We start from the raw sequence: 22,785 nt of genomic DNA, 5'->3' as shown, positions 1-22,785 counted from the left end.
CCAGGGTTTTCTCCAAAAGCCAAAGCGGAACATTCAAAAAAATAATAAGAACGGATGAAACATGGAGAAAACTCTTGCGGCCCGACCGCTATGAGATCTTAAGAAGGGAAGGGACCGAGCGATCTTTTTCGAGCCCTCTGGACAAGGAGTACGGTCCAGGCGTTTATGCCTGTGCCGGCTGTGGGCTTGAGCTCTTTACCTCAGAGATGAAATACGACAGCAAAACCGGCTGGCCGAGTTTTTTTAGGTCGATTGAGGGCCGTCTTGAAACCAAAATAGATTTTAAAATGTTATTTCCCCGAACCGAGTATCATTGCGCACGCTGCGATGGTCATCAGGGACACATCTTCAATGATGGTCCCAAACCCAGCGGAAAACGCTGGTGCAATAATGGTCTGGCCTTAAAGTTTATCGCCGCTAAAGATTAGGGATAACCTGCCCACGGATTTCTCCCGGTCCATTATCAAGAGTATGAATATTGACGTAGATGTTTCCCGCCTCAAGTGCGGTCACGAAAGGAGTGAGTGACTGCGAATCAGTGCTTCTCCAGACCCCGGTTGCAGTATTCCCGATGAAATCTCCGAAAATCGTTCGAACAAATCCGCCATCGACTCCGGCAGCTGCATTATGAAAATGGGCATTGGTGATTACTCCACTCAGGTTGGTCACCGTAACCACGAATGTCAGTTCGGTTTTCGCCAAATTAAGGGTAAAGGTGCCGGTCCCGGTTGGGATGGTGGTAATCGTTGGTGGTGTAACCTCTTGCAGACTGTCGATTTTGGCCGTGAAGCCGCTGCTCCCGGCTGGCGTCAAGATCACCTGTGTGCGGATTTCTCCCCCTGGATTAGCCACCGTATGGACATTAACGTACATTCTTCCTGCCTCGAATTCGGTCAAGAAATCACTGAGTGATGGCACATCAGTGTTACTCCAGACCCCAGTTGCAGTACCGGTACCCACTGCAAAATCTCCGATTATATTCCTCTCTACCGCGCTATTTAATCCGGCAGCCGCATTGTGAAAATGAGCCCCGGTCATTCCAGCACCGCTCAACCCGTCGACCGTAATATCATAGGTCAGTGCGGTTTTGGTTGCGTTCAGGACGAAGGAGCCGGTCCCTGTTGCGCTGATGGTCACTGGCGGGACCTCCTGACCACCGGTCAGTAGTCCAGGAAAAAGAGATGTAGTGGAGTCGTCGCTGAGACTTCCGCATCCAGCCATTACCAACAGTCCCGTGATAAAAAAAAGTCTAAAACCAATTGATTGCCATGCTCTCATTGTCTTTCTCCCCTGTATGATTTAAAAGAAAAGGTGGGCCATCACCAAAAACTGATCGTTTTTACTCTCGATCTCTTCTTTGTTCATTCGATACTGAATCAAGACCTCGATGAAGGGGTAGGGATAAAGATCGACCCCCACGGTCATCCGTTCCCGGCGGTCCCCCGAGTTATTTTGGTCTGGATCATAATAATCATAGACAATTTTTGCAACCACCCCGGGCTTCAGGAGCATGTTCAATTCGGCATAGGCCACCTGCCCATCGGTCTTGAGGGTCGTATTTTCCACCGAGATGTGATCCCATTCTCCAAGGAAAGATACGTTCTGAAGGTAAAAAGCAGTATAAACCCCGAAGTATTGACGAGTGACTTTGTTGGACGCATCTTTCCCGGTCTGGTTCCGATAAAAAGATCCCGCGAGCCAGAACCGGGGGGTTTTGATACCGCCGGTTGCTGAAACCCCCTTCTCATGGTTTTCATCGGGTGCCGCACCGGAGCCGTTGAAGAGGGCGGCGTTTCCGAACCAGACCTCTTCTCCAAATCCAACTTCGAGGCCGCTCTCCGACGCCTTTCCAAAGACATTCGCGAACCCCAGTTTTTCCCGGATAAAAGAGGTATGCTCTGCGAGCTTTAAGCCATAGGGCGGCAGGAATTTTCCAAATTTGAAATGCCCGTTGGCCGGAAGAGAATGAATCAAGGCAAAGGCCTCTCTGTTTTGCTGAAGCCCGTCCTGGTAGTAAATCGTTAGGTGGTCGGTGGGGGTAAAGGCCAGATAGAGATCAGACTGCATGGTAAAAAAACTGTCTTTAAAGGGGGAATTCGACTCGCTTTCGGCCTGAAGATAGGCAAATCTAAAGTCGCTTCCGATGGAGAGATAAGGGAACTTTTCGAGCATCTCGACCGTCTCTTGTGCCTCCTTATTCAAACCCGTCCAGGGGAGTTTTTCAATAGAAAAAGATCGGCCATGCTGATTCCGCATCCCCCCGCCCGTGGGGTTGACATGGCAGGCACGGCAATCCATGGTCTGCACACCACCCTCATGCTGATGATGGCCCTCGTATATTCCTGAACCAAAACGCAGAGGGAACTGAGGCAGGGCAAAGGCCATTCCAGGGAAAAGTAGTAACAAAATCAGAAGGGCCAGTGCCCTAAGGCTCGAACGGGGCACAGAGCCCGGCGCTTCGGTCTCAATGGCTGTCAGGGAAAACCCTTGAGACATGCATGTGACATTACTCATCGTCTATCCTAGAAATTGACCGACTGTTTCCTTAATATACATACAACATTCTCATTAAGAAGAGCAACTGATCACAAGTGATTTCCCCCAATCTGGGGGTGCCTCTGCATAAGCTTCCATCCCTTCTTGTTCATCAAAAGGATGATAGAGTAGGCTGAGCAGGCGGTTCACCTCGGAATAATCCTGCTCTTTTTCGGCTTTCTCGATGGCGCGCTGCGCGAGGTAGTTCCTTAAGATATATTTTGGATTGACCGCCTTCATCCTTTCCTTCCGAGAGGGCTCTGTGTCCTCCTGCTGCTTCAGGCGGTCATCATATCGATCCAGCCAGTCACCGAGTGCCTCTTGATCCTTAAACAATTTGCAAAGTTCAGTATTTGTGCCGCCAATTGAATATTCAGACAGCGTTCTGAATAAGATCGTGTAATCAATCCCGCCATTTTCCATGAGCTGAAGCAGGTCGGTCCATAACAGAGGATCTTCTTTCTGTTCTCCCAACAAGCCCATTTTTTTACGCATCAAACCCGCGTAGCAATCATCTAGAGTCGGCTCATACTTCTGAAGTTGCCGGATTAAATCTTCATTCGGCATCAACGACGACAAGGCATACCCCAAGGCGTTTAGATTGGTTAACCCAATGGCCGGCTGCTGTTGAAAGGCGTAGCGGCCCTTTACATCCGAATGATTGCAGATATATCCAGGATCATAATCCTCCATAAAACCAAAGGGACCATAATCAAAGGTCTGACCCAGAATCGACATATTGTCTGTATTCATCACCCCGTGGGCAAACCCGACGGCCTGCCAATGCGCAATCATCACTGCGGTTCGTCGGATGACCTCTCCAAAAAAATGCGGGTATTTTTCATCAGACGCCAGGGCCTCTGGAAAATGATGAGAGATCACATAGTCCGCAAGGCGCTTCAAGACTTCAGGTTTTTCCGAGTAGTGAAAATATTCAAAGGTCCCGAACCGGACATGGCTTTCCGTCACACGAACAAGCGTGGCGCTCTTTTCGAGGGTCTCCCGGTAGACCGGGTCCTCGCCTCCAATCACACACAAGGCCCGGGTTGTCGGAATGCCGAGACCCGCCATCGCTTCACTGCAAAGAAATTCCCGGATACTCGATCTCAGAACACTCCGACCGTCCCCGCTGCGGGAATACGGTGTCATTCCTGCCCCCTTAAGTGAAAGGTCCCATTTTCCGGTTTCGCCATCCACTTCACCCAAAAGAAGCGCCCGCCCATCTCCCAGTTGCGGACTGTAGAAACCGAACTGATGACCGGAATAGACCATCGCTAGGGCTTGAAATCCCGGAAGAAGGGCTTGGCCGGAGAACAAATCGATAAAATATGGCGTGCAAATCTCATCCGGGTCCAGGCCGATCAACCGCGCCACACCTTCACTCGCAGAAACCAGGAAAGGTCTGGAAATCCCCTGCGGTTGGACTTCGGAATAAAAGGGCTTCCCCAAACGATGGAATGTATTGTTAAATTCAAGCTGCTTGAGTGTTTTCAAGTGCGAGATTCCTGAGTGATCACGCTTGTTTCCTCTCTCTATCCTATTACAGGAAGAACCGTCTAAACAACTCTATGTATTGAAACAGGGGTTTACAGAATCAAAACGATCAAGCTCAGGACTATCCCGGTCCCGATCACCCCGACGAGCGAGAGAATCATCCCCGCATCACGACCGGGGCTTTCCTGCCATTCGACGGGATAGAGTGTTTCTTCCGGAAGATAGCGCCCTGATTCAAAAAGCCCGAGGCCCTTTTCCAGGGTGATGAGCTGTCGTTTTGCTTTTTCATGACGGCGCTTTTCCTGAATAATCTGGGTGACCAGAAGGGCCGTAGCGAGACCGATTCCGATGATTACAAGGGACTTCAAAGAGGGTGAGAATAAGAGTCTCTCAGGATTAAAAAGAATCAGAATCGAAAGGCTTACAAATAAAAGGCTTCCGCGCCGGGAAATCCTGGCCATTGCAGCCCGTCGGCGATAGACCTCTTCTTTAAAAATTGGGTAAAGAATGTGAAGGGTTTTAATCGACTCTTTTTGAGGCATCGGCTCCATCATATTTTCCTTCGGGAGGTAAGCAGGGGCGACGTGATCCGAAGGACCGCACGCCCCTGGTCCAGGGTTCTCACGGTAAGACCCAGCATGCAAAGACGATCGATCAGTGCCTTCTCGATCCGGTGGCCGTCCACACCGCTTACATCCTCCAGAGACATCCAGCCTCCATTCGGGTCGAGTTGCGACAGGAGCGTCTTCTCTTCCGGGCGAAGTTCTTGCCAGAGCCGTTCGCAAAGGTCACGAGGCTGCATTCGCTTCTCGTTTCCAAAATATCTTTCGAGGAGAAAGGGGTGCCCCCCAGTTTCATGCCAAACCCGATCTGCTTCCTCAGGACCCACATGCTCCAGAAGTATGGCGCGGGCCTCCCGGATAGGGACCACCGAAAGAGGATAACACCGAACGGGAACCTTGAACACCTCCCGATGCTCGACCACCCAATCTCCCCACCCCGGACCGCCAATCCAACATATCGCGTGAAGAGAAGGCAGGATGCTCGACAACTCCACAATCTCTAAGATCAGATCTTCCGACCAGTCTGAAATCCGTTCGCAATCATCAATGAGGAGGATGAGTTTCCTCTCAGCCGTTCTCTCTTCATCCAGACCCTGAAGCTGAGACATCAACTCTGAAGAGGAGTTGGGAGATTTCAAAACATGATTATGATGACCGGATGAAAACCCCTGAGAGAGAATGGCCCGTGACAATAAAGACCACCACTCAGAATGCTGTTTGATTTCTCTGGGTGAGACCAAAACAGCTCGGGTTTTCGCATCATGAATGAGGTCAGTCAATCGTGCGGCCAGAAAGCTCTTTCCAATCATCGGGCCACCGATCATGGCTGCCCATTGGCCGTGAAGCAAATGCCTACTGAGATTTTTCAGTAGACCGACCCGGCTGACAAAGGGCCTTGATATCGACATGACCCTCCAACAGAAAACGCAAGTTCCGTCCGCAATGGATATTCAGGCGGGATCTCTAAAGCTTCGTCTTCGCTTTGATTCGAAACGTGAGGCGGTTGGTAATGATCACGCCAGTCCAGGTCTCCGGCCCTTTTATCTTTTCCTCATTGACATAGGTAATCCGTAGACCATAGAGTCCTTCTTCCAAAGGGACCGGGGTCAGTAAAATCTCCGAAAGGTTTGGATAGGCCTCGCCAATCTCATCATCCGGTTCGAGATGGGCGAAATCATCAGGCGTGAGCGGTTCCGTCGTATTCGCCTTGAGTGGAACAAAACCAAAGCCTTCACGGAAAAGCTCCCATTGAACCTGCTCAGAGGGGTCAATTCTACGACTGACGAACAAAGGCTCTGATGTCCCATTGTAAACGGTCAGCTTAAGGACAATCGGCTCTCCGAATTCATAAATATTTTTATCTGATTTCACGAGGATATAAAGATTCCCTGTCCGCCCGAACTGATCCCCATACCCCGATTTATCCAAAAAAAGTATGAGGCTGAAACCGATCACAACAATAGCCAATAACCGCTTCATGTGCATTCCTCCCTTCCCGGAAAACATCGTTCGGATCACCCAACTGCCTACATTATCTCCAATCATGAGAGAAGGTGTCAAGCGGAGAAGGAATTGGGTTTAAAGGGCTCCGCCCCAGAGGGACGGGGATTGCGCCCACCATGGATATATCAAGCACAGGAACCTGGTTTAAAATTTGAAAAAGAGTGTATTATGATGCGTCGTGGCCTGATTTTTATCTTTTTCCTGTTAGCAGGACCTTTATGAATCGCATAAATATCCAGTATTATAAAACATCCTATGGAGAATTGGTGTTAGGTTCTTTTGAAGAAAAACTTTGCATGTGTGATTGGCGATATCGGAGAATGCGAACCACAATAGACGCAAGACTTTGCAAGGGTCTTCAAACAACCTTTATAGAAAAAGATAATGCGATTTTAAGAAGAACCCGGAAACAGTTGGTCGAATATTTTGATCATAAAAGAGAATATTTTGATATTCCACTTCTGATGATCGGGACTGAATTTCAAAAAAGCGTCTGGAATGCACTGCTGAAAATTCCCTTTGGGACAAGCTCAAGCTATCTAAATCTTGCAGAAAAAATTATCAATAAAAAAGCCGTCAGAGCCGTCGCAAATGCAAATGGGGCGAATGCAATCTCTATCCTTATTCCTTGTCATCGTATTATTGGCAGCAAAGGGGAACTTGTCGGCTATGCGGGTGGGTTACAAGCAAAAAAAAAGTTACTGAAACTGGAACAAGAGCCGTTCACTCCCTAGTACAAGGCCGACTCGCTCGCCAAACCCTGTCCGGGAGAGCCAAGAATATCGATGGAGGTCTTGCGAAGCAATGGAAGCAGCAGGGTGCGTTGGATATATTCGCTTTGATTGGTAGGCGATGCTGGGATCGAACCAGCGACCTCTTCCGTGTGAAGGAAGCGCTCTACCACTGAGCTAATCACCCATCTCTTTGTGGATTAAACCAATTAAGGTGAGGGGATATTCCGATCTCTGACCATCCGCACCGCAGGCCCCATCGGGTTACGCGGATTTTTGGCGACCAGTTTTCCGTTGCTGAAGACAATGAGATTTGTGTCCGGATAGAAATGACGCGTGCGTGGGTCTTTCGTTTTGACATGATAGACCCATATCTCTCTTAATTCGTCCCGGGAAATCTGACGCCGATGAAAACCGATGGCTTCTCCCAGAACGGCCTTTACCTCATCCATCGTCATTCCCAGCCTCAGCCGGGCTTCTCCATCATAGTATTGCTTATGATACTTTGTGTGGTCGTCCAGGGCGGCACAGCCCATGAGACCGGAGATCACACCCACAAAGAACACTATTTTCATCTTCCAGAAGATTTTCTCTCGAGCCATCTCTCTTTCTCACCAATCAGAAGCTTAATCATCCAATCTGGAAAAATGATTGTATCCCGAATTTCAGAATTTTTCAATTGAATAAAAAAGCCAGGCCCCGCCCTGAGATAAGGCAGGACGGCGCCTGAAGTTGAGAGAGTTACTGTACACTTATTTCAATATTCTTCGGCTTGGTCTCTTCCTTTTTCGGGAGGTCCACCGTCAGGACACCGTTTTTATATGTCGCGTTGACCTTTTCCTGGTCAACCGTATTGGGCAGGGTGAAGGAACGGAAAAATCGTCCGGAGACTCTTTCAACATGGCGGTAATTATCCTTCTTGTCGCCATTTTCCAGTTTTTTCTCCCCGCAGATCCTGAGAACGTTGTTTTCAAGATTCACACCGATTTCCTTCATTTCCATGCCGGGAAGTTCGACATCCAACTTAATCTTATCGGGATCTTCATAAATATCGACTGTCGGGATCCAGTCTTGAAGAGGCCGTTCTTGCTCCTCATCAAAAAATGACCTGAACGAATCCGAAAAGATATGATTCAAGCTATCCTGTACTGTCGTGAGTTCATGATAAGGCTCCCATTTTACAATTGCCATTGTTCTCCTCCTTCATTAAAATGTGGTTGCTTACCTTCCGTCGAAGGCAGTTTCGGCCTGAATTATAGATAATCCTTTTCCAGGCAAAATCAACCCCCCCCCATCAATACAAACCTACAATGCCGGGATGAAATAACATACGACGATTTTATATCCCAGTTGTGACTATTCAGCATGCCCCTATTTGGCTTCGCGAGACCCATTCCTTCAGGGAAAGGCGCAAGGCGCGCAGAACCCGGAGCGTATGGTTTATACGTGAGGATTCGAGCACCACAGCAACACCGCCATGGAGGATGGGTCTCGCGAAGCCAAAAGAGGGGTGTGCTGAATAGTTACAGTTATTCGGTTGGGAGAATCTGGATGGCGGAGGCTTTAATGACCGCGGTGATTTCTTCTCCAGGACGGAGGGAGAGATCTTCGACGGCCTGTTTTGTGATACTCGCGGTGAGCAAAAATCCACAATCAATCATGACACGCATCTGAGATCCGACTGAAATTATCTCCTTAATGTTACCGGATAAGTGGTTTCGCGCACTGCTCTGCCGAGGCTTCCCTCTTTCCAGGATCACTTCTTCTGCCCGGAATGAGATAAAACAGTCCTGTTTTGGCGCAACCGCCGCAACCTGATCGACCGGAGCAACCGCCAGGAGCCTTCCCTTTCCGACCGCAAGGACTGCCATGCCGTCAATCGTTTCTATGACGCTTGCAGGGTGAAGATTATCCACACCGACAATCTTGGCTACAGAGGGAAGCGCCGGGCGGCCGAAAACCTCCAGGGCACTCCCCTTCTGAAGGACTTTCCCTTGAGAAAGAATAATAATGTGGTCCCCCAGGGCCAGAGCATCCTCCAGGTCGTGCGTGACCAGAATGGCCGCCTTCCCTGTATTGCAAATTATGCGCTTGACCTCCGCCCGAACACCAGCCCGCATGGGCCGGTCCAGTGCGGAAAAAGGTTCGTCCAGGAGAACCAGATCCGGTTGAGGGGCCAGGGTTTGTGCCAGGGCAACCCGTTGTCGTTCTCCGCCCGAGAGCGTGTTCGGGTATCGCTCCTCTTTCCCCTGTAGGTTCAGGAGATCACTCCAGGATCGGATGCGGTCTTTCCTTTCGGGCAAAAGAAGCCGGTTTAAACCAAAACCGATGTTCCCTGAAACCGTGAGATGAGGGAACAGGGGATAGTCCTGAAAAAGAAGGCCCACTGACCTCTTTTGAGGAGACAGAAAAACTTTTTGATTGTCGTCGAACCAGGTCTGCTGCCCAAAACGGATGCTACCGGAATCCGGTTTTTTTATTCCTGCGAGAAAATGAAGCAGTGTACTCTTCCCACTTCCGGAAGGCCCAAAGAGAACAGTGATCCCGGGGGAATTATTCGGGAGGGTAAACCCTGCCGTGAGAGAACCTCCTTCTTCAAAAACGTACTCGAAATCTACTGTCAGCCCCACCGTTTCACCCTCTTCTTTCTATCCTTTTTCCGGTCAACAAAGTAGACGAGGGACAGAAATACAAAGGAAAAAATCAGTAGGAACATGGCCGTCTCTGAAGCCCCCTCGTCGTTCAGAGCTTGTACCTGATCATAGAGGTCGATGGAGATGGTTCGAGTGATTCCGGGAATATTGCCACCCACCATTAAAACGACACCAAATTCCCCAACAGTATGTGCAAAGCTTAAAATGAATGCCGTGATCACTCCTTTATAGGACAAGGGAAGGATGACGGTGAAAAAGGTCATCAATCTGGAACGTCCAAGAATCCAGGCGTTCTGAATCAGCCCCTCCTCTACCGCAGAAAATGCCATTGAAAGGGGTTGTATTGTGAAGGGAAGTGAATAAAAGATGGACGCAACCAGAAGACCTCCGAAGGTGAAGGCCAGCGGAGAACCGGTCATCTCCTGGTAAAAACGACCGAGGGCACTGCGGGAGCCCATCGCGGTCAACAAATAAAATCCAAGGACCGTTGGAGGAAGGACGATCGGAAGGGCGACCACCGCCTCGACAAGAAACTTCCACCGCCACGAAGACCTTGCAATCCAGTACGCCAGGGGAAGGCCGATGCAGAGGAGAATGAGCGAGGTCAGGGAAGCCAGCCTCATTGATAGCCAGAAGGCCTCCCAATTCATCCTGAATGTCCTTGGGTCTGATAACCGTTGCGCTCCATGATCTCTCTCCCTAAACCTTCAATCATGAATGTGACGAAGGATTTGGACAAAGGAACGTTGCGGCTTTGACCTAGAATAATCGTGGCCTGGTTCAAGGGGGGATAAGATGAGGTCGGGATCGGCCAGAACCGACCGGATTCTTTCAGAGGTGAACCGATCGCGTGTGCATAAGAAAGGATCCCAATCTCTGCCGATCCCGCACGAACAAAATGAGCCGCTTCTGAAATATTCTCACCAAAGACAAGGCGTGAGCGAAGGCCTTCATAGAGGCCTGCATTTTGTAATGCCGCGACTGCGGCAGCCCCGTATGGCGCATGGCGTGGATTGGCAATGGCAATCTTGTGCACGGAAGGGTGCAGCAGTGCTTTCATCCCATCTTTTTCAAGACGAATCGGGGAACGATTAGCGACCCAAAGGACAATCTGTCCTGTTCCGTATCGGTACAGGGTATCCTCCAACGCAAGTCCTTTAGAAATAAGCTTCTGAGGCAGAGCCTCATCCGCTGAAAAAAAAAGGTCAAAGGGGGCTCCGGCCATCAACTGGGCAGTGAAACTCCCGGAGGATCCGTACGCAACTTTCACCTCTGCCTGAAACGCTTTCCCAAATTCATCAACGATTTCGTTCATCGCAAAGCGCAGGTTGGATGCCGCCGCGATCAACAAGGTCTTTCCCGAAGCCTTTGCGCTTTGACCATAAAGGGACCGTGGTTCCAACAGAGGTCCCACGATAATAAGCCCGAGGATCAGTATCATCCAGAGGGAAGCCACTGGCGCGATCCGGGAGGGTCTCATAGGAGCGATTTCTGTGAAAATAGTCGAAGTTGGGTGAACCAATGCAGGATGTCATCCTTCTGGTAATAGGCGTTTCGACGGCTGGTGGAGGGAAGGACAAAAAGTCGGCTTGTTCCGATGAGTGGATCCTTCGGTCCCGGACCCTCACATCGCCCGAACAGCGCGCTATAAGCGCTTAATCCATTGAAACAGACCGTTCGGGGAGAATAGAACCTTATCTTTCGTCGTAGAATCTCCCCGCCCTCTCTTCGCTCTGATGCCGACAGGTCTTTGGCGCTCTCTGTAACACGTTTCACGGTATCGGTCAAGCCCATCCGAAAACGGGTCAATTTCCAGTCCTCCTCCGGTTTGAGGAGTTTCGGGATAAGACCACATTGATAAAGCATCGGCCAGAATAGATTGGTGGGGTGGGCATAATAATGTCTCTGCTCGGCGGAATAGACCCCCGGGTTGATCCCGACGAAGACAATATCGAGATCGTCTTCCAGGATATCCGGGAGGGTGGCTACCTCCTTGCCAGTTGTCACTCAGTCTGTCCCGGACGAAGGTGTTCGTGGCAGATCTCACAATAAACCGCATCCGGATCATTTTCGTGACGGCATTCAGGACAACCATGAAAACGGGGCATCGAGGAAGGGAATTCGGTGAGACAATGATTACACCACGCGATGGAAGGATCGGTTTCTTTACCGCACTTTGGACAGCGCATACTTTTTGACCCCTATCTCTATAATGTAGAATAGAAACAGAAAAGGCTGATCCGGGGTTCCCGAATCAGCCTCGAATGTTCATGCTGGAGAAGCGCTACTTTGCCTCGACCAAGGAGTCCTTGAATCCTATTTTGCTCATATTAAACCCGTCTACCACCTGGTCGACGGGAAGCATCTGGATAGCCTCATGTTTTGCCAGGTCGTCGCAGATCCCGACACAAATTTCACACCCTTTACACCGGTCGACAGAAACATAAGCGGTCTTCCTGATGGAGTCATACATAATCGTGTTCGACTCCGGGCAGAACTGAGTGCACAAGCGACATTTTGTCGCCCCGCATATGTCAACGTCTATATCTGCAACTGAATACATGCTCTTCCTCCAAAAATTAAAACTTAAGATCAATCATTACTAGAAGACCTTACCGATAGCCGGATTGCCGTTTTACCGCCGGGACCTAGTTTACCCCGACAGCCTGCTCTTTCACCGCCGCCAGACGCTTCTGCTGCCACTTGTCCCAGCCATGGTCGCGGGCATATTGAGCGGCCGCCTTCACTGCGGCGGCATTCTTGGACACCAGTTCCGCTTTCTTTGCAAATTTTTTCTCAATGACACTATCGAGCGAGGCCGTTCCTCCGGAGGTCACAATTCCCTTTCCGACAAAACGCTCCTTCACCGACTTCGCAAGCGCTTCTTCACCGGGCATATTCAGAATCCCTGAGATGGCGCCGACCATCGCCATGTTGGTCGCCAACTCGGTTCCCGCGATATCAACGGCGATCTTGGTTGCAGGAAGATAGAAGACGCTGGCATTCATTTCCTCCAGCTCCCGAACCTGATCCGGAATCATCTCCACGGGCTTCTCACTGTTGATCAGGACCACCCCGTCTTTCTTCAGCCCCCAGTAGAAAGGCATCGTATAGGACTTCCCATGCGTAATGACCTGGGGATGAAAGATGATGATCAGGTTGGGGTATATGATTTCACCGATTTCATAGATCGCATCCGTGGAAATCCGCACATAGCTCTCAACCGGGGCCATCCTTTTTTCTGAACCGAAAAAAGGCACCAGTGTACTTTCTCCGCCATCCAGAATCACCCCGTTACTCAGAACATGGGATGCCGTGACCACACCCTGACCGCCGATTCCGGCCATCCGGATACTAAACCGTCTTACCGCTTTTTCCGCAGATGCCATACCAAGTCTCCTTTATTTCTTGATCGGGGCTTTAATTTTTCGCCCGGTGTTGTCCCAGTAATTCTTAGCCTCGTCGGTAAAATATTCCATAAACCCGTATCGATCCTGTTCAACCTCCCGCGCATCGTCCATGACCAGGGGGGTGGGAATGGCATATTCTATGTTGCAAGACGTATAGGCCTGGATATAGGTTGGACCCACTTCACGTGCAATCAGGACGGCCTTTCTGATAGTATTGACCACGCGGGTCGGATTGGTCGGCGCCAACCGGGCGATATAGGCCACACCCGAGGTTTTTGCCAGGGCAATCATGTCCATTTTTTCGCCCTTTTTCCCTAAGGGTGCCATCTTCATGACGGTCCCCTTCAGGGTCATACCACTTTCCTGTCCCCCGGTGTTTCCATAGACCTCATTGTCCAGCATAATCGTCGTAAATTTCTCGTTCCTGAACCAGGAGTGCATGACCGCGTGGAAGCCAATGTCGGCCAAACCGCCGTCCCCGGCCATGACAATGACATCCTTGGGCTGGTTGGGAAAACGAATGTCAAGACCCCGCTTTAATCCGGAGGCCACCGCATTGGTATCCCCGTAGTTCCCATAAATAAAAGGAACCGCACCCTGTGAAATCGCCAAACGCCCGCATCCTGCCGTCCCCACAATGACAGAATGTTCCAGGCTGGGAAGCGCCACGTAAGTCAATCGGATAAAAAGGGTCATGGCACAACCGGCACACATCGGATGCTCTTCGATGGCTTCTTTGAAGGATCCCAACTCAGAAACCTTACGCGGCCTGACAAAAGGCCCATCGTCAATTAAATCCTGATACTCCTTCGGCAGGTACTTCTTAAAATCCGGGGCGACCGTTATCGTTTCAAAAGACATAGTCCAAACCTCCTTATTATTTATACTCGCCGGTAATTTTTTCCATAATCAACTCCGTCGGCATGGACATCCCGCCAAAGACGCGCGGACCGGGAACGATCCGTTCGACACGGGGGAGAATCGCCCTGACCTCTTTGTGCAACCATCCGACATAGTTAAATTCCGGAATAATGATCTTTTCGGCATGGTCCAGTCCCTCAATCAGCTCCTTTACGGGGAAGGGGCGGATCGATTTAATCTTGATCAGTCCCACGTCCAAGCCCTGTTCCGTCGCCTGCCGGACCGCTTCACGCGATTGGGAAACCGCTCCGCCGGAGGCGACAATCATCGTCTTCGCCTTGGGGTTCACCACCTCGATCAGTCCATCCAGCCATCGGGAAATCCATTTGCGCGAACGCTCCTGGGCCGCCCATATTTCCTGCTGCCATGAGGCGTGCATCTGGTAGGAGATGAAGTTCGACTTTTGAATCGGCGCATCACGGGAAATCCGGATAGGCGGATTTTCATTGTCCATCATGGGAACGGCTTCGTGATAAGGCTGCCGAGGAGGAAGTTTCAGATTCTCAGCCGGCGTGGAAACCCATCCCCGGGCATGGGTCACAAAAAACCCGTCAACGGCAACCGCCACTGGAAGCGTCACCTCCGCCTTTTCTCCGATCATGAAGGCGGCAAGGGCATAATCATAAAAATCCTGCTGATTTTCACCATGGAGGAGAATTCCGCCAGAGTTCAGGAGAAAAGAGAGTTCGAGATTGTCTGGTTGAATTGCCAGGGGCGCATTGATAACGCGGCACATGACCAGCAAAACGGAAGGCAGACGGCCACCGGGCCAGGCCTGTATTTGCTCAATCCCCCGCATGAGGCCCGGTCCGGAAGTCGCGGTCAAACAGCGCACACCCGCACGGGAAGCCCCCGCAATAGCGGACATGACGCCGATTTCCTCTTCCGCCCGATAATAGTCTTTAACATAGCCTTCTGCGTAGAGATACCCCACCTGCTGCATCGTCTCGCTCTGAGGGGTAATGGGATAGGCAATGGCAATGTCGACATTCGCACGACGAATGGCCTCCTTCGCGGCCTCACTCCCCGTGATAAACTGTTTTTCTCTGGGGGCCTTTAAAAAGAGATAGTCCGGGTCAACAACTTTTTGGGCCGCAGCACCCTTCTTTTCCTCTTCTATTTCCTCCTTAGTTACCTTCTCGGTAATGACATCCGTCCGAGGATCATCTCCTCGAAGATGCGCCTCCTCTTTTTCCTTCACCACATCGCTCACTTATATGACCCCCATTTTCAGATCGCCAAGTACCAACCGGCAAAATCTGTGTCTACTCTTCATTTTCGTCCAAACCACTCGCCAATTCATGTGCGAACTCAGTCGAAAGGCCGTCAAAAGAGCTATTCTCGTCTGGCTTTGAAACATCTGCACCCGTCAAACCGGCCACCTGGACCCATCCGCTCGGGATAATTCCTTGTCCTTCGTAACGGGGTTTGAGCCCGTCTTTTTTCACCTGCCTCAAAGCGTCCCGGAACCGGACAAGCTTTTCAGCATCAAAGTTAGGAATGGAGGCCATCGCATCTTCATGTCCGGCTTCCGCACAGAGGGCAATGGTATAACAATTCGTCCCCGCGCGGACCATCTTCAGTGTTATATTTGCATAATGGCAGTGGACGCCGATGAAGACACAGGCCTCGATCTTGTTGTGCCAGATGGTTAGATTCGGATGGCAGGGATTGATCACCGCCTCCGGGTCAATTTTTGGATAAATGGGCCGATAATCAGGCATCGGAATAATTCGGACCCCCGGAATCTCCGCCGCTACCTCAAAAAAGGGCGCCGTCTTCTCCCGGGTATGCGCATCCCAGCCCCAGAGCATTAAAGGGCCCGGGAAAAGGGTCGGGTTTTTACGGGTCAAAAGGGCCGTTGCCGCAGCCTTCATGGTTTCGGCTTCACTGACAATGCTTCCCTCTACCAATCCGTCCCCTTCTTCCGGCAGAGTAATTCCCATAAGGGCCGCCGCGGGAGGAAGAAGCCCCTCCGGACCTGACACAACACGATACGCTGATTCCTTTTCTTGTCCCATCTTAACTCCTGTTGGATTATTATAGCACTTGCTTGGAAGAATACCCACTTCCTAGCGGCACACAAAGTCGCTAATTTTTTTCAATAATATGACAGCAACTGAAGGTTTGTCAATTTAAAAGGTAATGAACCATCTCACGGCATATCCTGTCATCCATCTCCCTGTGGCTCAGAAAAATGCTCCAGACGGCTGACGGCAACATCGCTGACGAACATTACGCCCATATCCCGATCTAAAATCGGGGCCAATCCCGAAAGAATCGGGGGCACCTTCTCTTCCGGGACGACCGTCATGATCATCAGAAGACTTTCAGTCTCATCAAACATAGGGTGGGAGACATGAAAACCATGTCGTCCTTTCCCGGAAAGGTTTTTTATAATCGTGTAGCCGGAAATCTTGAGCGTGTCAAGTATTTGGATCACAAAACTCTGCTCTTCGCCTGGAATAATCACCCGAACCTCTTTCATGGGGTGAAGCACTAAACTGGTCATGTAATGTCTCCTTTTCTCATTTATTCCTCCACCCATTCACTACTCGGAAGATATTGATAATAACGGCCCCCTTCCAGGGCAATCAGCTTCACCCAACGATTGTGGTAGTAGTGCTGTAAAATTTTATGCCGTGCGATAATGGGATTAATCCGCGCTCTCGGGGCCTCGATCAATACCAGCAGGCGCATCGGCTCATGGTAGGGACGATTGCCTTTTGTGACCGTTTGCCAGGGGAGTCCCGTCCGCAGGTCGCTGGTCGGACCATACATGATCCCGATCCGTCCGGCAACATTGTGGTAAATCTTGTTCCCGCTCCCGTAGACCTCATTATCGACCATGGAAAAATAGTACCCCATGTTGATCCATTGGGTGACCACCTGGGGGCCGGTCATAATGATTTCGAGTAGCGTTCCTTCCGGGTCGGCATCTTCATCGTAGGAGTGGAGAAAAACCCGTCCGGCCAGATCAATACCTTCCGTCAGACGACGATGGCCGATAATGAACGCAGCATTTCCAGAAAGCCCCCATTCCGGCCGCACCTGGTTCCAGGCCCTGCTCCGTATCCGGACATTTTCAACCGCCTCCAGAGGCGAAAGCCCGGCCTTGAAATCAGGCAGGCTTCGACAGCGTTCCTGGTTATTCATGATACCTGCTTTTTTAAGGTCCTCTATTAAGGGAGAAAGCGCCTGTTGACTGACTGCGGAGAGGTCCTCTAAATCAAACAGCTTGACGACATCGGTCGTCGTATCATGCTCTGCGGCAATAAAACAGGTGTCTTCGGGGATGACGAGCCCTTTTTTGGAAAGCAGTTCACGGACTTCCCGCTTGTTTGCCATCGCCGCAAGCACACGCGCGTTAGGGACCCCCGAATTCCCGCCGCAGGCACCGCAGTCAAGGGCTGCCGCGAAGGGGTTGTTTTCGTTGCTGCTGCCATGCGCGCAAAACAGAACAAAACGTGCAAAATTTTCGGTGAGCCCCATCACTCTCAGGGCCGTCTCGACCGTGAAGGCCTGTTCTTTCAGGGTATATCCGGTCCGTGTGATCTGCTCCATTCGGGCTGAAGACCATCCGAGGGTAATCCGGTGTCGAACGCGCAGTTGTTCAACAAAGGCCGTGGCATCTGCTTCCGATTTAAAGTGAGAAAGGGCCTTCTGATGTGTATTTTCTGAGGTCGCATCCTTTATGTGATCGGAGTTCAAGGCCCAGTCCCTCAGGGCCTTAATCTGGTTATGGGGGACATTAACCACTGAGCGTTCAAGCCATCCCCGAAGCGCCTGCCGTACAGTAACGCACTGCTCGGATGCGATGATCTCTTCCACCTCGCCCCTGGTCTGTTTATCTAGCGTCATGGTCGTGGCAATCGGCGGTGCAAATCTTTTCAGCAGACGATTCACCCAATCCGCATACTCCACCGGCCAGAAGGTTTTTCCAAAAAAAGGGAAGGCGAAAAACCAGCCGATGGATTCGACCATGACATAGGGGGTGATCACATTCTCTTTCAGGTCATGAAAGAGGGTGTGTCCGACATGGAGGAGCTTCGCCCCGGCCAGATGACGGGACACGCGTTTTTCTTCAGTGTTTCTCGGGATTTCATGGATGACATTCTTGGCCTCCATGACGACCGGAAAAAGGTCGGTCTCGTGATGGCTTCCAAAGGCGCGATAGCGGATAAAGGCCGAAAAAAAACCGGCAACGCCATATGTCTCATAGTGGCCGACATGCTCCAGTTGCCGGCGAAAGGGCTCCGAACGGACATCAATGCAGAAGATCGCCTGGGCCAGGGGGCGGGTGACCGGCGAAGCCGTGGGCCTTGCTGTTCTCCCTTCTGCTTTGCCGGTTCGACGTTCTAATTTTTTGATGAGTGAATGCCGATAGCCGGCCTCAAAAGCCTCCAGCCAGACCGGTCCATGCCGTGATTCTGGAAAGTCATCCAGCCAGGAGAGCAGCGTTGTCAGTTCATCCACGGCAAGGTCCGTCAGTCTTTCAGGATTGATCTTGAGCCCCGCCGCCAGGGCCGTGAGACGCCATGCGTCGAAAAGCCGGGAAAGGCGATCCCGGTCCGGGCCTTCTTCCATTTCGTACCGGCTGGCCAACTGATCCCAACACTTGTTTCCGGCTGATGATCCGGCATAAAGCAGGAGATCAACCTCTTCTGAAAGCCAGGCGGGGAGGTTTACAGCCGTCCGTTCCTTCCTCAAAAAGTACTGTGCAGGCACTTTTTCCATATAAGTGGAGATTGCCTGACAGGGTTTGACTTCGCCCGCGTCAAGTTCTATTTGGCAGGTTTTTGAGACCCATTCTCGCTCATACCACAAGCGGACTGCAAGAATCTGAACCAGGTCGATGGGATAAGCCTGCTGCCATTCATATTCGGCCTGCCTCGCCCGCCAATTTGCAAATGCCGCCCAACCCGGGAGGGCGGCAAGATGGCGCGACAGATAATTTTCCCACGCGGACTCCGGGATGCCCAGGAAATGAAGACTTTCGAGGATGGCATCTTCCGGATGCTCCGGCAGGTGGCTTACTTTTTCTCGGATATTGCGGATGCCCGCGCCATCCCAGGTCTCTAAGGCGGCGGCCTTCCAGGCCATGTAGAAACCTTTCTCTCTTGCGGGCATTTCCCAGGGGGCTTGTCCCTCATCTAAGAATGCCCCACACCAACGGATCATCTCACCATTGATACGATCGACGATCATTGTTCCAAAACTTGAGTCACACCAGTGGGAGAGCGTCTGGCCTTGGGCCAGTTTCTCTGCATCTGCTTCCTGCGTGGCGGCAAGGCATTCAGAAAGGGCCTTTCCTTTGAAAACCCTTTTCAGCGTTTCCGCCAGATTTTCAAGACCTGTCCTGTCTTTTGAATGTTGGAGCAGGATTTTCGGTCCCGCTGCATCCGGAGGAGATGTCGGAACAAGAAGCTGCACCCGAAGCACTTCACTTTGGCTCACCTCCCGGCCGCCGAGTTGAAGTTTTTTATCCTGCGCCAGTGGTTTAAGTGCAAAATCGACATCTTCCTCAAGGATGCGCCCGGAGGTGAAATAGTCCCGGTAGATCTCATTTGAGAGATAGCCGGATCCTCCGAGTTTATCCTTGCAAAGTCGTATGGCCGTTTCAAAATCAAGATACTCCAGGGAATGAAGCGGGTTGTTGGCGACAAAGGAGCGCATTGGCCAGAAGGCCGAGTTGATCTCGCTCGCGATCCGGACGAGTCCTCTTAATCCCATCCGGGCAGAGTCGCTGTAGGTTTTTTTTTGTTTATTGATCGCTATTTGCATCATATCCATCTTACCTGGGCTTGGCATCATGAACCACAAGGCTTTGTTGCAGAGAAAACTCCGGCCCGAAGAGCGCGTCGGGGGCGATCCCCAGTATCACAATCATCGCCACAATCAGGGTGAGCGAAAGTGTCTCGCTTGGGACCAGGTCGCGGTAAATTCTGCCCGGTTTTGCCGGACCCAGGAGGATGCGCTGCATGAATAGGGGGAAATGCCATGAAGCCAGCAACCAGGCCAGAAGAACAACGGCAACGCCCCAGGAAAGTGTTATTTCCGGGGATGTGGCCATCGCAAACAGGGCGGTAAAAGAACCAAAGAGAGGCAGCCCCATTGCCGCGGCAACCAGAAGGCTGAGCAGGATGCCAAAACGAGGCATGACCCGCGCCACCCCCCCCAGTTGGTTGAGATCCAGATCGCCGTGACGAGTTTCCAACACCTGCCCACTGAGAAAGAGCCCCTGCATGGTCAGGGCGATGGCGCAGAAGTAGAGAATGGCGGGTGCAGTTCCAATCCCGGTGCCAGCAAGATACCACCAGAGGATCGACCAGAAGGTAAGCCCGGCATAGGCCAGACGCGGGCGGATATGAGTTTGCACCAGCGCCCGCACGCCACCGTAAAGTGCGCCGATCAATGCAAAAATGGATACGATGCCCATGAGTTGCGGCGGTAATTCAGCAAGTATCCCAAGGACCCCCTTCAATCCCAGAGCAGGCAGAAAGAGAGCAAAAAAGTTGGGGAGGATCCCGCCCAGACGGCTGAAGGTCACAATGGAAGCCCCATGCAGAGGACAAGTCGGCAGGAGAACGGCATAGGTGAGGAGCAACAGGATTCGCCCGGTTGAGGGGGAGGATACAAGCGAAGCTATCAGCATCACCAGCGCGAATCCATAGAGCCCGACACCCCAAAGTTCTGAAAAACGAGATCGACTTTTTTGTCGGATCAACAAGAGAATTAAAACAATGAAAACCCCGCCAAGAGAGAGATGACCTATTTTTCCCGGCACGATCATAAAGCCCAAACCGAGTCCTAGGAAGATCAGGAGGGTGAGCAGGTCGGACGGAGCAGTCTCATGTGAAAGAGCGGCAAGCAAAGTGAGTATGGCCGCAAGAGGAAGCAAGAGGGTCAGCGGGGCACTCAGGGAAGCCGCCTCCCCGGACAAAAGGACCGGCAGGACGATGAGCGTTGCGAGGGCAATACCGATGGCGCTTATTTTGTACCTCTTTGCCATTTAAGGAATCCTTGCCAGAACACGTTTGTCGATGAGGTTCGCCAAATAAATCATCCTTTTATTCAGACAAACGTAAAGTGTGTCGATGTAGAAACGGTTGATGCAAAGAACGTAGGACCGTTCCTGAAGGTCGGTCATCCAGACCGGTTTCGAAAACTTTCTCCCATGTGCCTCAGCGTAGTGGTTGACCCAGACCAGAACGATCAGCAGGGTCGCTACGATAACCGCCGAGTCAAATAAGAAAGGAGGCAAGGCCGCGACCTGGAAGTAATAGTCCGCCAGGCCGGGCTCGGGAAAGAGGAAGTGCGTGAAGAGTTCTCCGGCCCAGAGATAGGTAAAAACGATGAAGATCAGTGCCAGAACCATCGCCCCGGCCACTTTCCAGGATGCCACCGCATTAAGACGGTAAAGGCTGATAATCGCCTGAGAAGAGGTGACCCAACTGAAGAAAAGAAAGATAACGGCCCCATGTGCCTCCTCTAGTGGAATGTGAAAAAGGTCATGGGCGGCCAGAAGAATGAGGAGAGGGAGAAGAAGAGTGGTGAAGAGTCCCGTTCCCCAGGTGAGGGGCGAAAAGGCCGCCGGCGGCTTTGCGTCATTAACAGAATGAGGAAACTTAGGTTCTTCGCGCGCCGCCTGGATGGTGCTGGCCGAGCTTAAAAAGAGGGTCGCCTTAAAGAGACCGTGGGCAATAAAATGGAAAATGGCTAAAGCAAAGGCACCCAATCCGCACTCCATAATCATGTAGCCCATCTGGGCGATGGTCGAGTAGCCGAGCATCTTTTTGACATCGTTTACCGTGAGCATGATCAGGGCTCCGATGAGGGTGGTGAGTGCCCCAACCGCAAAAACCACATGGAGGCTTGTCGGCGAGAGCCCGTAGAGGGGCGCAAGTCGGCTCAATAAAAATCCGCCTGAATTCACAATCCCCGCATGCATCAGGGCCGAGACCGGAGAGGGGGCATGCATCGTATCGGGGAGCCAGACGTGGAGTGGAAATTGAACGGACTTGCTCATCGCACCGATAAAGATAAGAAGCGTGATGGCCGTGACCGCATCCATCGTCAACAGCCCTCCCGGCAGAAGAGAGAGCGAAACCGGCCCTGCCGCAGCCCGCTCAAAGAGCAGCGGAAAATCAAGCGTCCCAAAGACAAGATAGGCCAGAATAACGCCCCCAAGAAAAAAGACATCTCCGATCCGAAGAATAATAAGGGTTTTAAAAGCCGCCTGAGCACTGGGGAGGTGGGTGATATTGTAGGCCAGCAGCAAATAGAGGGTCCAGCTTAAAAGCTGCCAGAAGACAAAAAGCATCAGAAGATTGGGACTTGCGACCAGGGCAAGCAGGACGAAGGTGATAAGGGACAGAAGGGTATAGAAACGCGTGTATCCCGGTTCTTCCTGGAGATAACGCGACGCAAAAATATGAATGACAATGCTGACCGAGGTGACAAGGACCATCATCACGGCCGTCAGACGGTCGATAAAAAGACCGAAAGGGATGATGCCATTTCCCCCAAAGAAGGAGAGAGGACCGATTTGAATGGGTCCACCGACGCTCACCTGGTAGAGCGCCAGCAGGGCCGTGAAGAATGCTGCAACCTGGGCTGTAAGACCGATTTTGTAAACGTTTTCCTTGATCCGCTTCCCCAGGATCGGGATCAGGAGGCCCGCCACAAGCGGAAGGAGGGGGATCAGAATAGAGAGTTTGGCGATGAAGGTCTGAATGAGGTCTACCCTTTCTTCAGCAACCTACAGGAACGGATCAAGTCACTCATCTTTTCCTCCATGGCTGCGTTGCTGTGGTACTCGAATCCTCACGTATGGGGCATACGCTGCGGTTCTGTGTTCCTCGCGCCTTACCCTGGAGAAAAATATAAGCAACTTGAACCGTTCCGTAATCGTAAAAAAGTCTGTTTTTTTACTGGAGCGGGAAAGACTTTCGGAGAATCATCCGCTAGAGGA

23 protein-coding genes and 1 tRNA gene are annotated in these 22,785 nt (G+C 51.4%); 2 read left to right on the top strand and 22 right to left on the bottom strand.

Annotation, left to right across the window (positions count from 1 at the left end):
• On the top strand, positions 1-428 hold a 428-nt coding region (msrB, locus tag EYQ01_08490; protein HIE65830.1), incomplete at its 5' end, for a peptide-methionine (R)-S-oxide reductase MsrB.
• Here the strand turns inward: msrB and EYQ01_08485 are convergent.
• The 6 genes from EYQ01_08485 to EYQ01_08460 form a co-directional block, all read right to left on the bottom strand.
• On the bottom strand, positions 418-1,278 hold the full coding sequence (locus EYQ01_08485) for a CHRD domain-containing protein (protein HIE65829.1): 861 nt from the start codon (positions 1,276-1,278) through the stop codon (positions 418-420). The two genes, msrB and EYQ01_08485, sit on opposite strands and share 11 nt — an antisense overlap.
• Before the next feature lie 21 nt (positions 1,279-1,299).
• Positions 1,300-2,514 carry a hypothetical protein gene (locus EYQ01_08480; GenBank protein HIE65828.1) on the bottom strand — a complete coding sequence of 405 codons (1,215 nt, stop codon included), beginning with the start codon at positions 2,512-2,514 and terminating at the stop codon, positions 1,300-1,302.
• Positions 2,515-2,568: 54 nt separating this feature from the next.
• Positions 2,569-4,029, bottom strand: coding sequence for a YdiU family protein (locus EYQ01_08475; GenBank protein ID HIE65827.1), 1,461 nt, complete (start codon positions 4,027-4,029; stop codon positions 2,569-2,571).
• A 92-nt stretch (positions 4,030-4,121) separates the two neighbouring features.
• Positions 4,122-4,571, bottom strand: a complete 450-nt coding sequence (locus EYQ01_08470) for a hypothetical protein (protein ID HIE65826.1) — start codon at positions 4,569-4,571, stop codon at positions 4,122-4,124.
• Between the two features lie 8 nt (positions 4,572-4,579).
• Positions 4,580-5,500: a hypothetical protein gene (locus EYQ01_08465; protein ID HIE65825.1), complete on the bottom strand. Its 921-nt coding sequence runs from the start codon at positions 5,498-5,500 to the stop codon at positions 4,580-4,582.
• Positions 5,501-5,555: 55 nt separating this feature from the next.
• Complete coding sequence (locus tag EYQ01_08460; GenBank protein ID HIE65824.1) at positions 5,556-6,071, bottom strand: hypothetical protein; 516 nt, start codon at positions 6,069-6,071, stop codon at positions 5,556-5,558.
• A 242-nt stretch (positions 6,072-6,313) separates the two neighbouring features.
• On the opposite strand from EYQ01_08460, the gene EYQ01_08455 reads away from it, so the two are divergent.
• Entirely contained in the window at positions 6,314-6,829 is a 516-nt protein-coding gene (locus EYQ01_08455) for a methylated-DNA--[protein]-cysteine S-methyltransferase (GenBank protein ID HIE65823.1), read from the top strand.
• Between the two features lie 109 nt (positions 6,830-6,938).
• On the opposite strand, the gene EYQ01_08450 is transcribed toward EYQ01_08455, so the two are convergent.
• From EYQ01_08450 to EYQ01_08375, 16 genes are all read right to left on the bottom strand, one after another.
• A tRNA-Val gene (locus tag EYQ01_08450) sits at positions 6,939-7,013 on the bottom strand.
• Positions 7,014-7,035: 22 nt separating this feature from the next.
• Positions 7,036-7,428, bottom strand: a complete 393-nt coding sequence (locus EYQ01_08445) for a hypothetical protein (GenBank protein HIE65822.1) — start codon at positions 7,426-7,428, stop codon at positions 7,036-7,038.
• Between the two features lie 139 nt (positions 7,429-7,567).
• Positions 7,568-8,017 (bottom strand): Hsp20/alpha crystallin family protein, encoded by a 450-nt coding sequence (locus tag EYQ01_08440; GenBank protein ID HIE65821.1) that lies wholly within the window; start codon positions 8,015-8,017, stop codon positions 7,568-7,570.
• Positions 8,018-8,355: 338 nt separating this feature from the next.
• Positions 8,356-9,456, bottom strand: a complete 1,101-nt coding sequence (locus EYQ01_08435) for an ABC transporter ATP-binding protein (protein ID HIE65820.1) — start codon at positions 9,454-9,456, stop codon at positions 8,356-8,358.
• Positions 9,447-10,130 (bottom strand): molybdate ABC transporter permease subunit, encoded by a 684-nt coding sequence (gene modB, locus EYQ01_08430; protein HIE65819.1) that lies wholly within the window; start codon positions 10,128-10,130, stop codon positions 9,447-9,449. The genes EYQ01_08435 and modB overlap by 10 nt, the downstream gene beginning before the upstream one ends.
• Positions 10,127-10,960: a molybdate ABC transporter substrate-binding protein gene (gene modA, locus EYQ01_08425; protein ID HIE65818.1), complete on the bottom strand. Its 834-nt coding sequence runs from the start codon at positions 10,958-10,960 to the stop codon at positions 10,127-10,129. Before modA ends, modB begins: the two co-directional genes overlap by 4 nt.
• Positions 10,957-11,487: a mismatch-specific DNA-glycosylase gene (locus tag EYQ01_08420; protein HIE65817.1), complete on the bottom strand. Its 531-nt coding sequence runs from the start codon at positions 11,485-11,487 to the stop codon at positions 10,957-10,959. Before EYQ01_08420 ends, modA begins: the two co-directional genes overlap by 4 nt.
• A gap of 277 nt (positions 11,488-11,764) precedes the next feature.
• Positions 11,765-12,043, bottom strand: coding sequence for a pyruvate ferredoxin oxidoreductase (locus EYQ01_08415; protein HIE65816.1), 279 nt, complete (start codon positions 12,041-12,043; stop codon positions 11,765-11,767).
• An 85-nt stretch (positions 12,044-12,128) separates the two neighbouring features.
• On the bottom strand, positions 12,129-12,869 hold the full coding sequence (locus tag EYQ01_08410; GenBank protein HIE65815.1) for a ferredoxin oxidoreductase: 741 nt from the start codon (positions 12,867-12,869) through the stop codon (positions 12,129-12,131).
• Between the two features lie 12 nt (positions 12,870-12,881).
• Positions 12,882-13,751: a ferredoxin oxidoreductase gene (locus EYQ01_08405; protein ID HIE65814.1), complete on the bottom strand. Its 870-nt coding sequence runs from the start codon at positions 13,749-13,751 to the stop codon at positions 12,882-12,884.
• Between the two features lie 16 nt (positions 13,752-13,767).
• Positions 13,768-14,958, bottom strand: a complete 1,191-nt coding sequence (locus EYQ01_08400) for a ferredoxin oxidoreductase (protein HIE65813.1) — start codon at positions 14,956-14,958, stop codon at positions 13,768-13,770.
• A gap of 118 nt (positions 14,959-15,076) precedes the next feature.
• On the bottom strand, positions 15,077-15,832 hold the full coding sequence (locus tag EYQ01_08395) for a 2-oxoglutarate:ferredoxin oxidoreductase (GenBank protein ID HIE65812.1): 756 nt from the start codon (positions 15,830-15,832) through the stop codon (positions 15,077-15,079).
• A gap of 149 nt (positions 15,833-15,981) precedes the next feature.
• A complete protein-coding gene (locus EYQ01_08390; GenBank protein HIE65811.1) occupies positions 15,982-16,323 on the bottom strand; it encodes a P-II family nitrogen regulator in 342 nt (113 codons plus the stop codon).
• 20 nt (positions 16,324-16,343) lie between these two features.
• Positions 16,344-19,625: a DUF2309 domain-containing protein gene (locus EYQ01_08385; GenBank protein ID HIE65810.1), complete on the bottom strand. Its 3,282-nt coding sequence runs from the start codon at positions 19,623-19,625 to the stop codon at positions 16,344-16,346.
• On the bottom strand, positions 19,606-20,823 hold the full coding sequence (locus EYQ01_08380; protein ID HIE65809.1) for a hypothetical protein: 1,218 nt from the start codon (positions 20,821-20,823) through the stop codon (positions 19,606-19,608). The genes EYQ01_08385 and EYQ01_08380 overlap by 20 nt, the downstream gene beginning before the upstream one ends.
• A complete protein-coding gene (locus tag EYQ01_08375) occupies positions 20,824-22,548 on the bottom strand; it encodes an NADH-quinone oxidoreductase subunit L (GenBank protein HIE65808.1) in 1,725 nt (574 codons plus the stop codon).
• Positions 22,549-22,785 lie beyond the last annotated feature (237 nt).

The sequence above is a fragment of the Candidatus Manganitrophaceae bacterium genome (genome assembly GCA_012960925.1).
Classification (GTDB): Bacteria; Nitrospirota; Nitrospiria; order SBBL01; family JAADHI01; genus DUAG01.
This window is presented reverse-complemented; position numbering and strand designations above follow the sequence as displayed.

Coding starts and splice junctions, on each gene's coding strand:
- EYQ01_08485 (HIE65829.1), bottom strand. CDS start 1,278: ATGAGAGCATGGCAATCAATTGGTTTTAGACTTTTTTTTATCACGGGA.
- EYQ01_08480 (HIE65828.1), bottom strand. CDS start 2,514: ATGAGTAATGTCACATGCATGTCTCAAGGGTTTTCCCTGACAGCCATT.
- EYQ01_08470 (HIE65826.1), bottom strand. CDS start 4,571: ATGCCTCAAAAAGAGTCGATTAAAACCCTTCACATTCTTTACCCAATT.
- EYQ01_08465 (HIE65825.1), bottom strand. CDS start 5,500: ATGTCGATATCAAGGCCCTTTGTCAGCCGGGTCGGTCTACTGAAAAAT.
- EYQ01_08460 (HIE65824.1), bottom strand. CDS start 6,071: ATGAAGCGGTTATTGGCTATTGTTGTGATCGGTTTCAGCCTCATACTT.
- EYQ01_08455 (HIE65823.1), top strand. CDS start 6,314: ATGAATCGCATAAATATCCAGTATTATAAAACATCCTATGGAGAATTG.
- EYQ01_08445 (HIE65822.1), bottom strand. CDS start 7,428: ATGGCTCGAGAGAAAATCTTCTGGAAGATGAAAATAGTGTTCTTTGTG.
- EYQ01_08440 (HIE65821.1), bottom strand. CDS start 8,017: ATGGCAATTGTAAAATGGGAGCCTTATCATGAACTCACGACAGTACAG.
- modB (HIE65819.1), bottom strand. CDS start 10,130: ATGAATTGGGAGGCCTTCTGGCTATCAATGAGGCTGGCTTCCCTGACC.
- modA (HIE65818.1), bottom strand. CDS start 10,960: ATGAGACCCTCCCGGATCGCGCCAGTGGCTTCCCTCTGGATGATACTG.
- EYQ01_08415 (HIE65816.1), bottom strand. CDS start 12,043: ATGTATTCAGTTGCAGATATAGACGTTGACATATGCGGGGCGACAAAA.
- EYQ01_08410 (HIE65815.1), bottom strand. CDS start 12,869: ATGGCATCTGCGGAAAAAGCGGTAAGACGGTTTAGTATCCGGATGGCC.
- EYQ01_08405 (HIE65814.1), bottom strand. CDS start 13,751: ATGTCTTTTGAAACGATAACGGTCGCCCCGGATTTTAAGAAGTACCTG.
- EYQ01_08395 (HIE65812.1), bottom strand. CDS start 15,832: ATGGGACAAGAAAAGGAATCAGCGTATCGTGTTGTGTCAGGTCCGGAG.
- EYQ01_08390 (HIE65811.1), bottom strand. CDS start 16,323: ATGACCAGTTTAGTGCTTCACCCCATGAAAGAGGTTCGGGTGATTATT.
- EYQ01_08385 (HIE65810.1), bottom strand. CDS start 19,625: ATGATGCCAAGCCCAGGTAAGATGGATATGATGCAAATAGCGATCAAT.
- EYQ01_08380 (HIE65809.1), bottom strand. CDS start 20,823: ATGGCAAAGAGGTACAAAATAAGCGCCATCGGTATTGCCCTCGCAACG.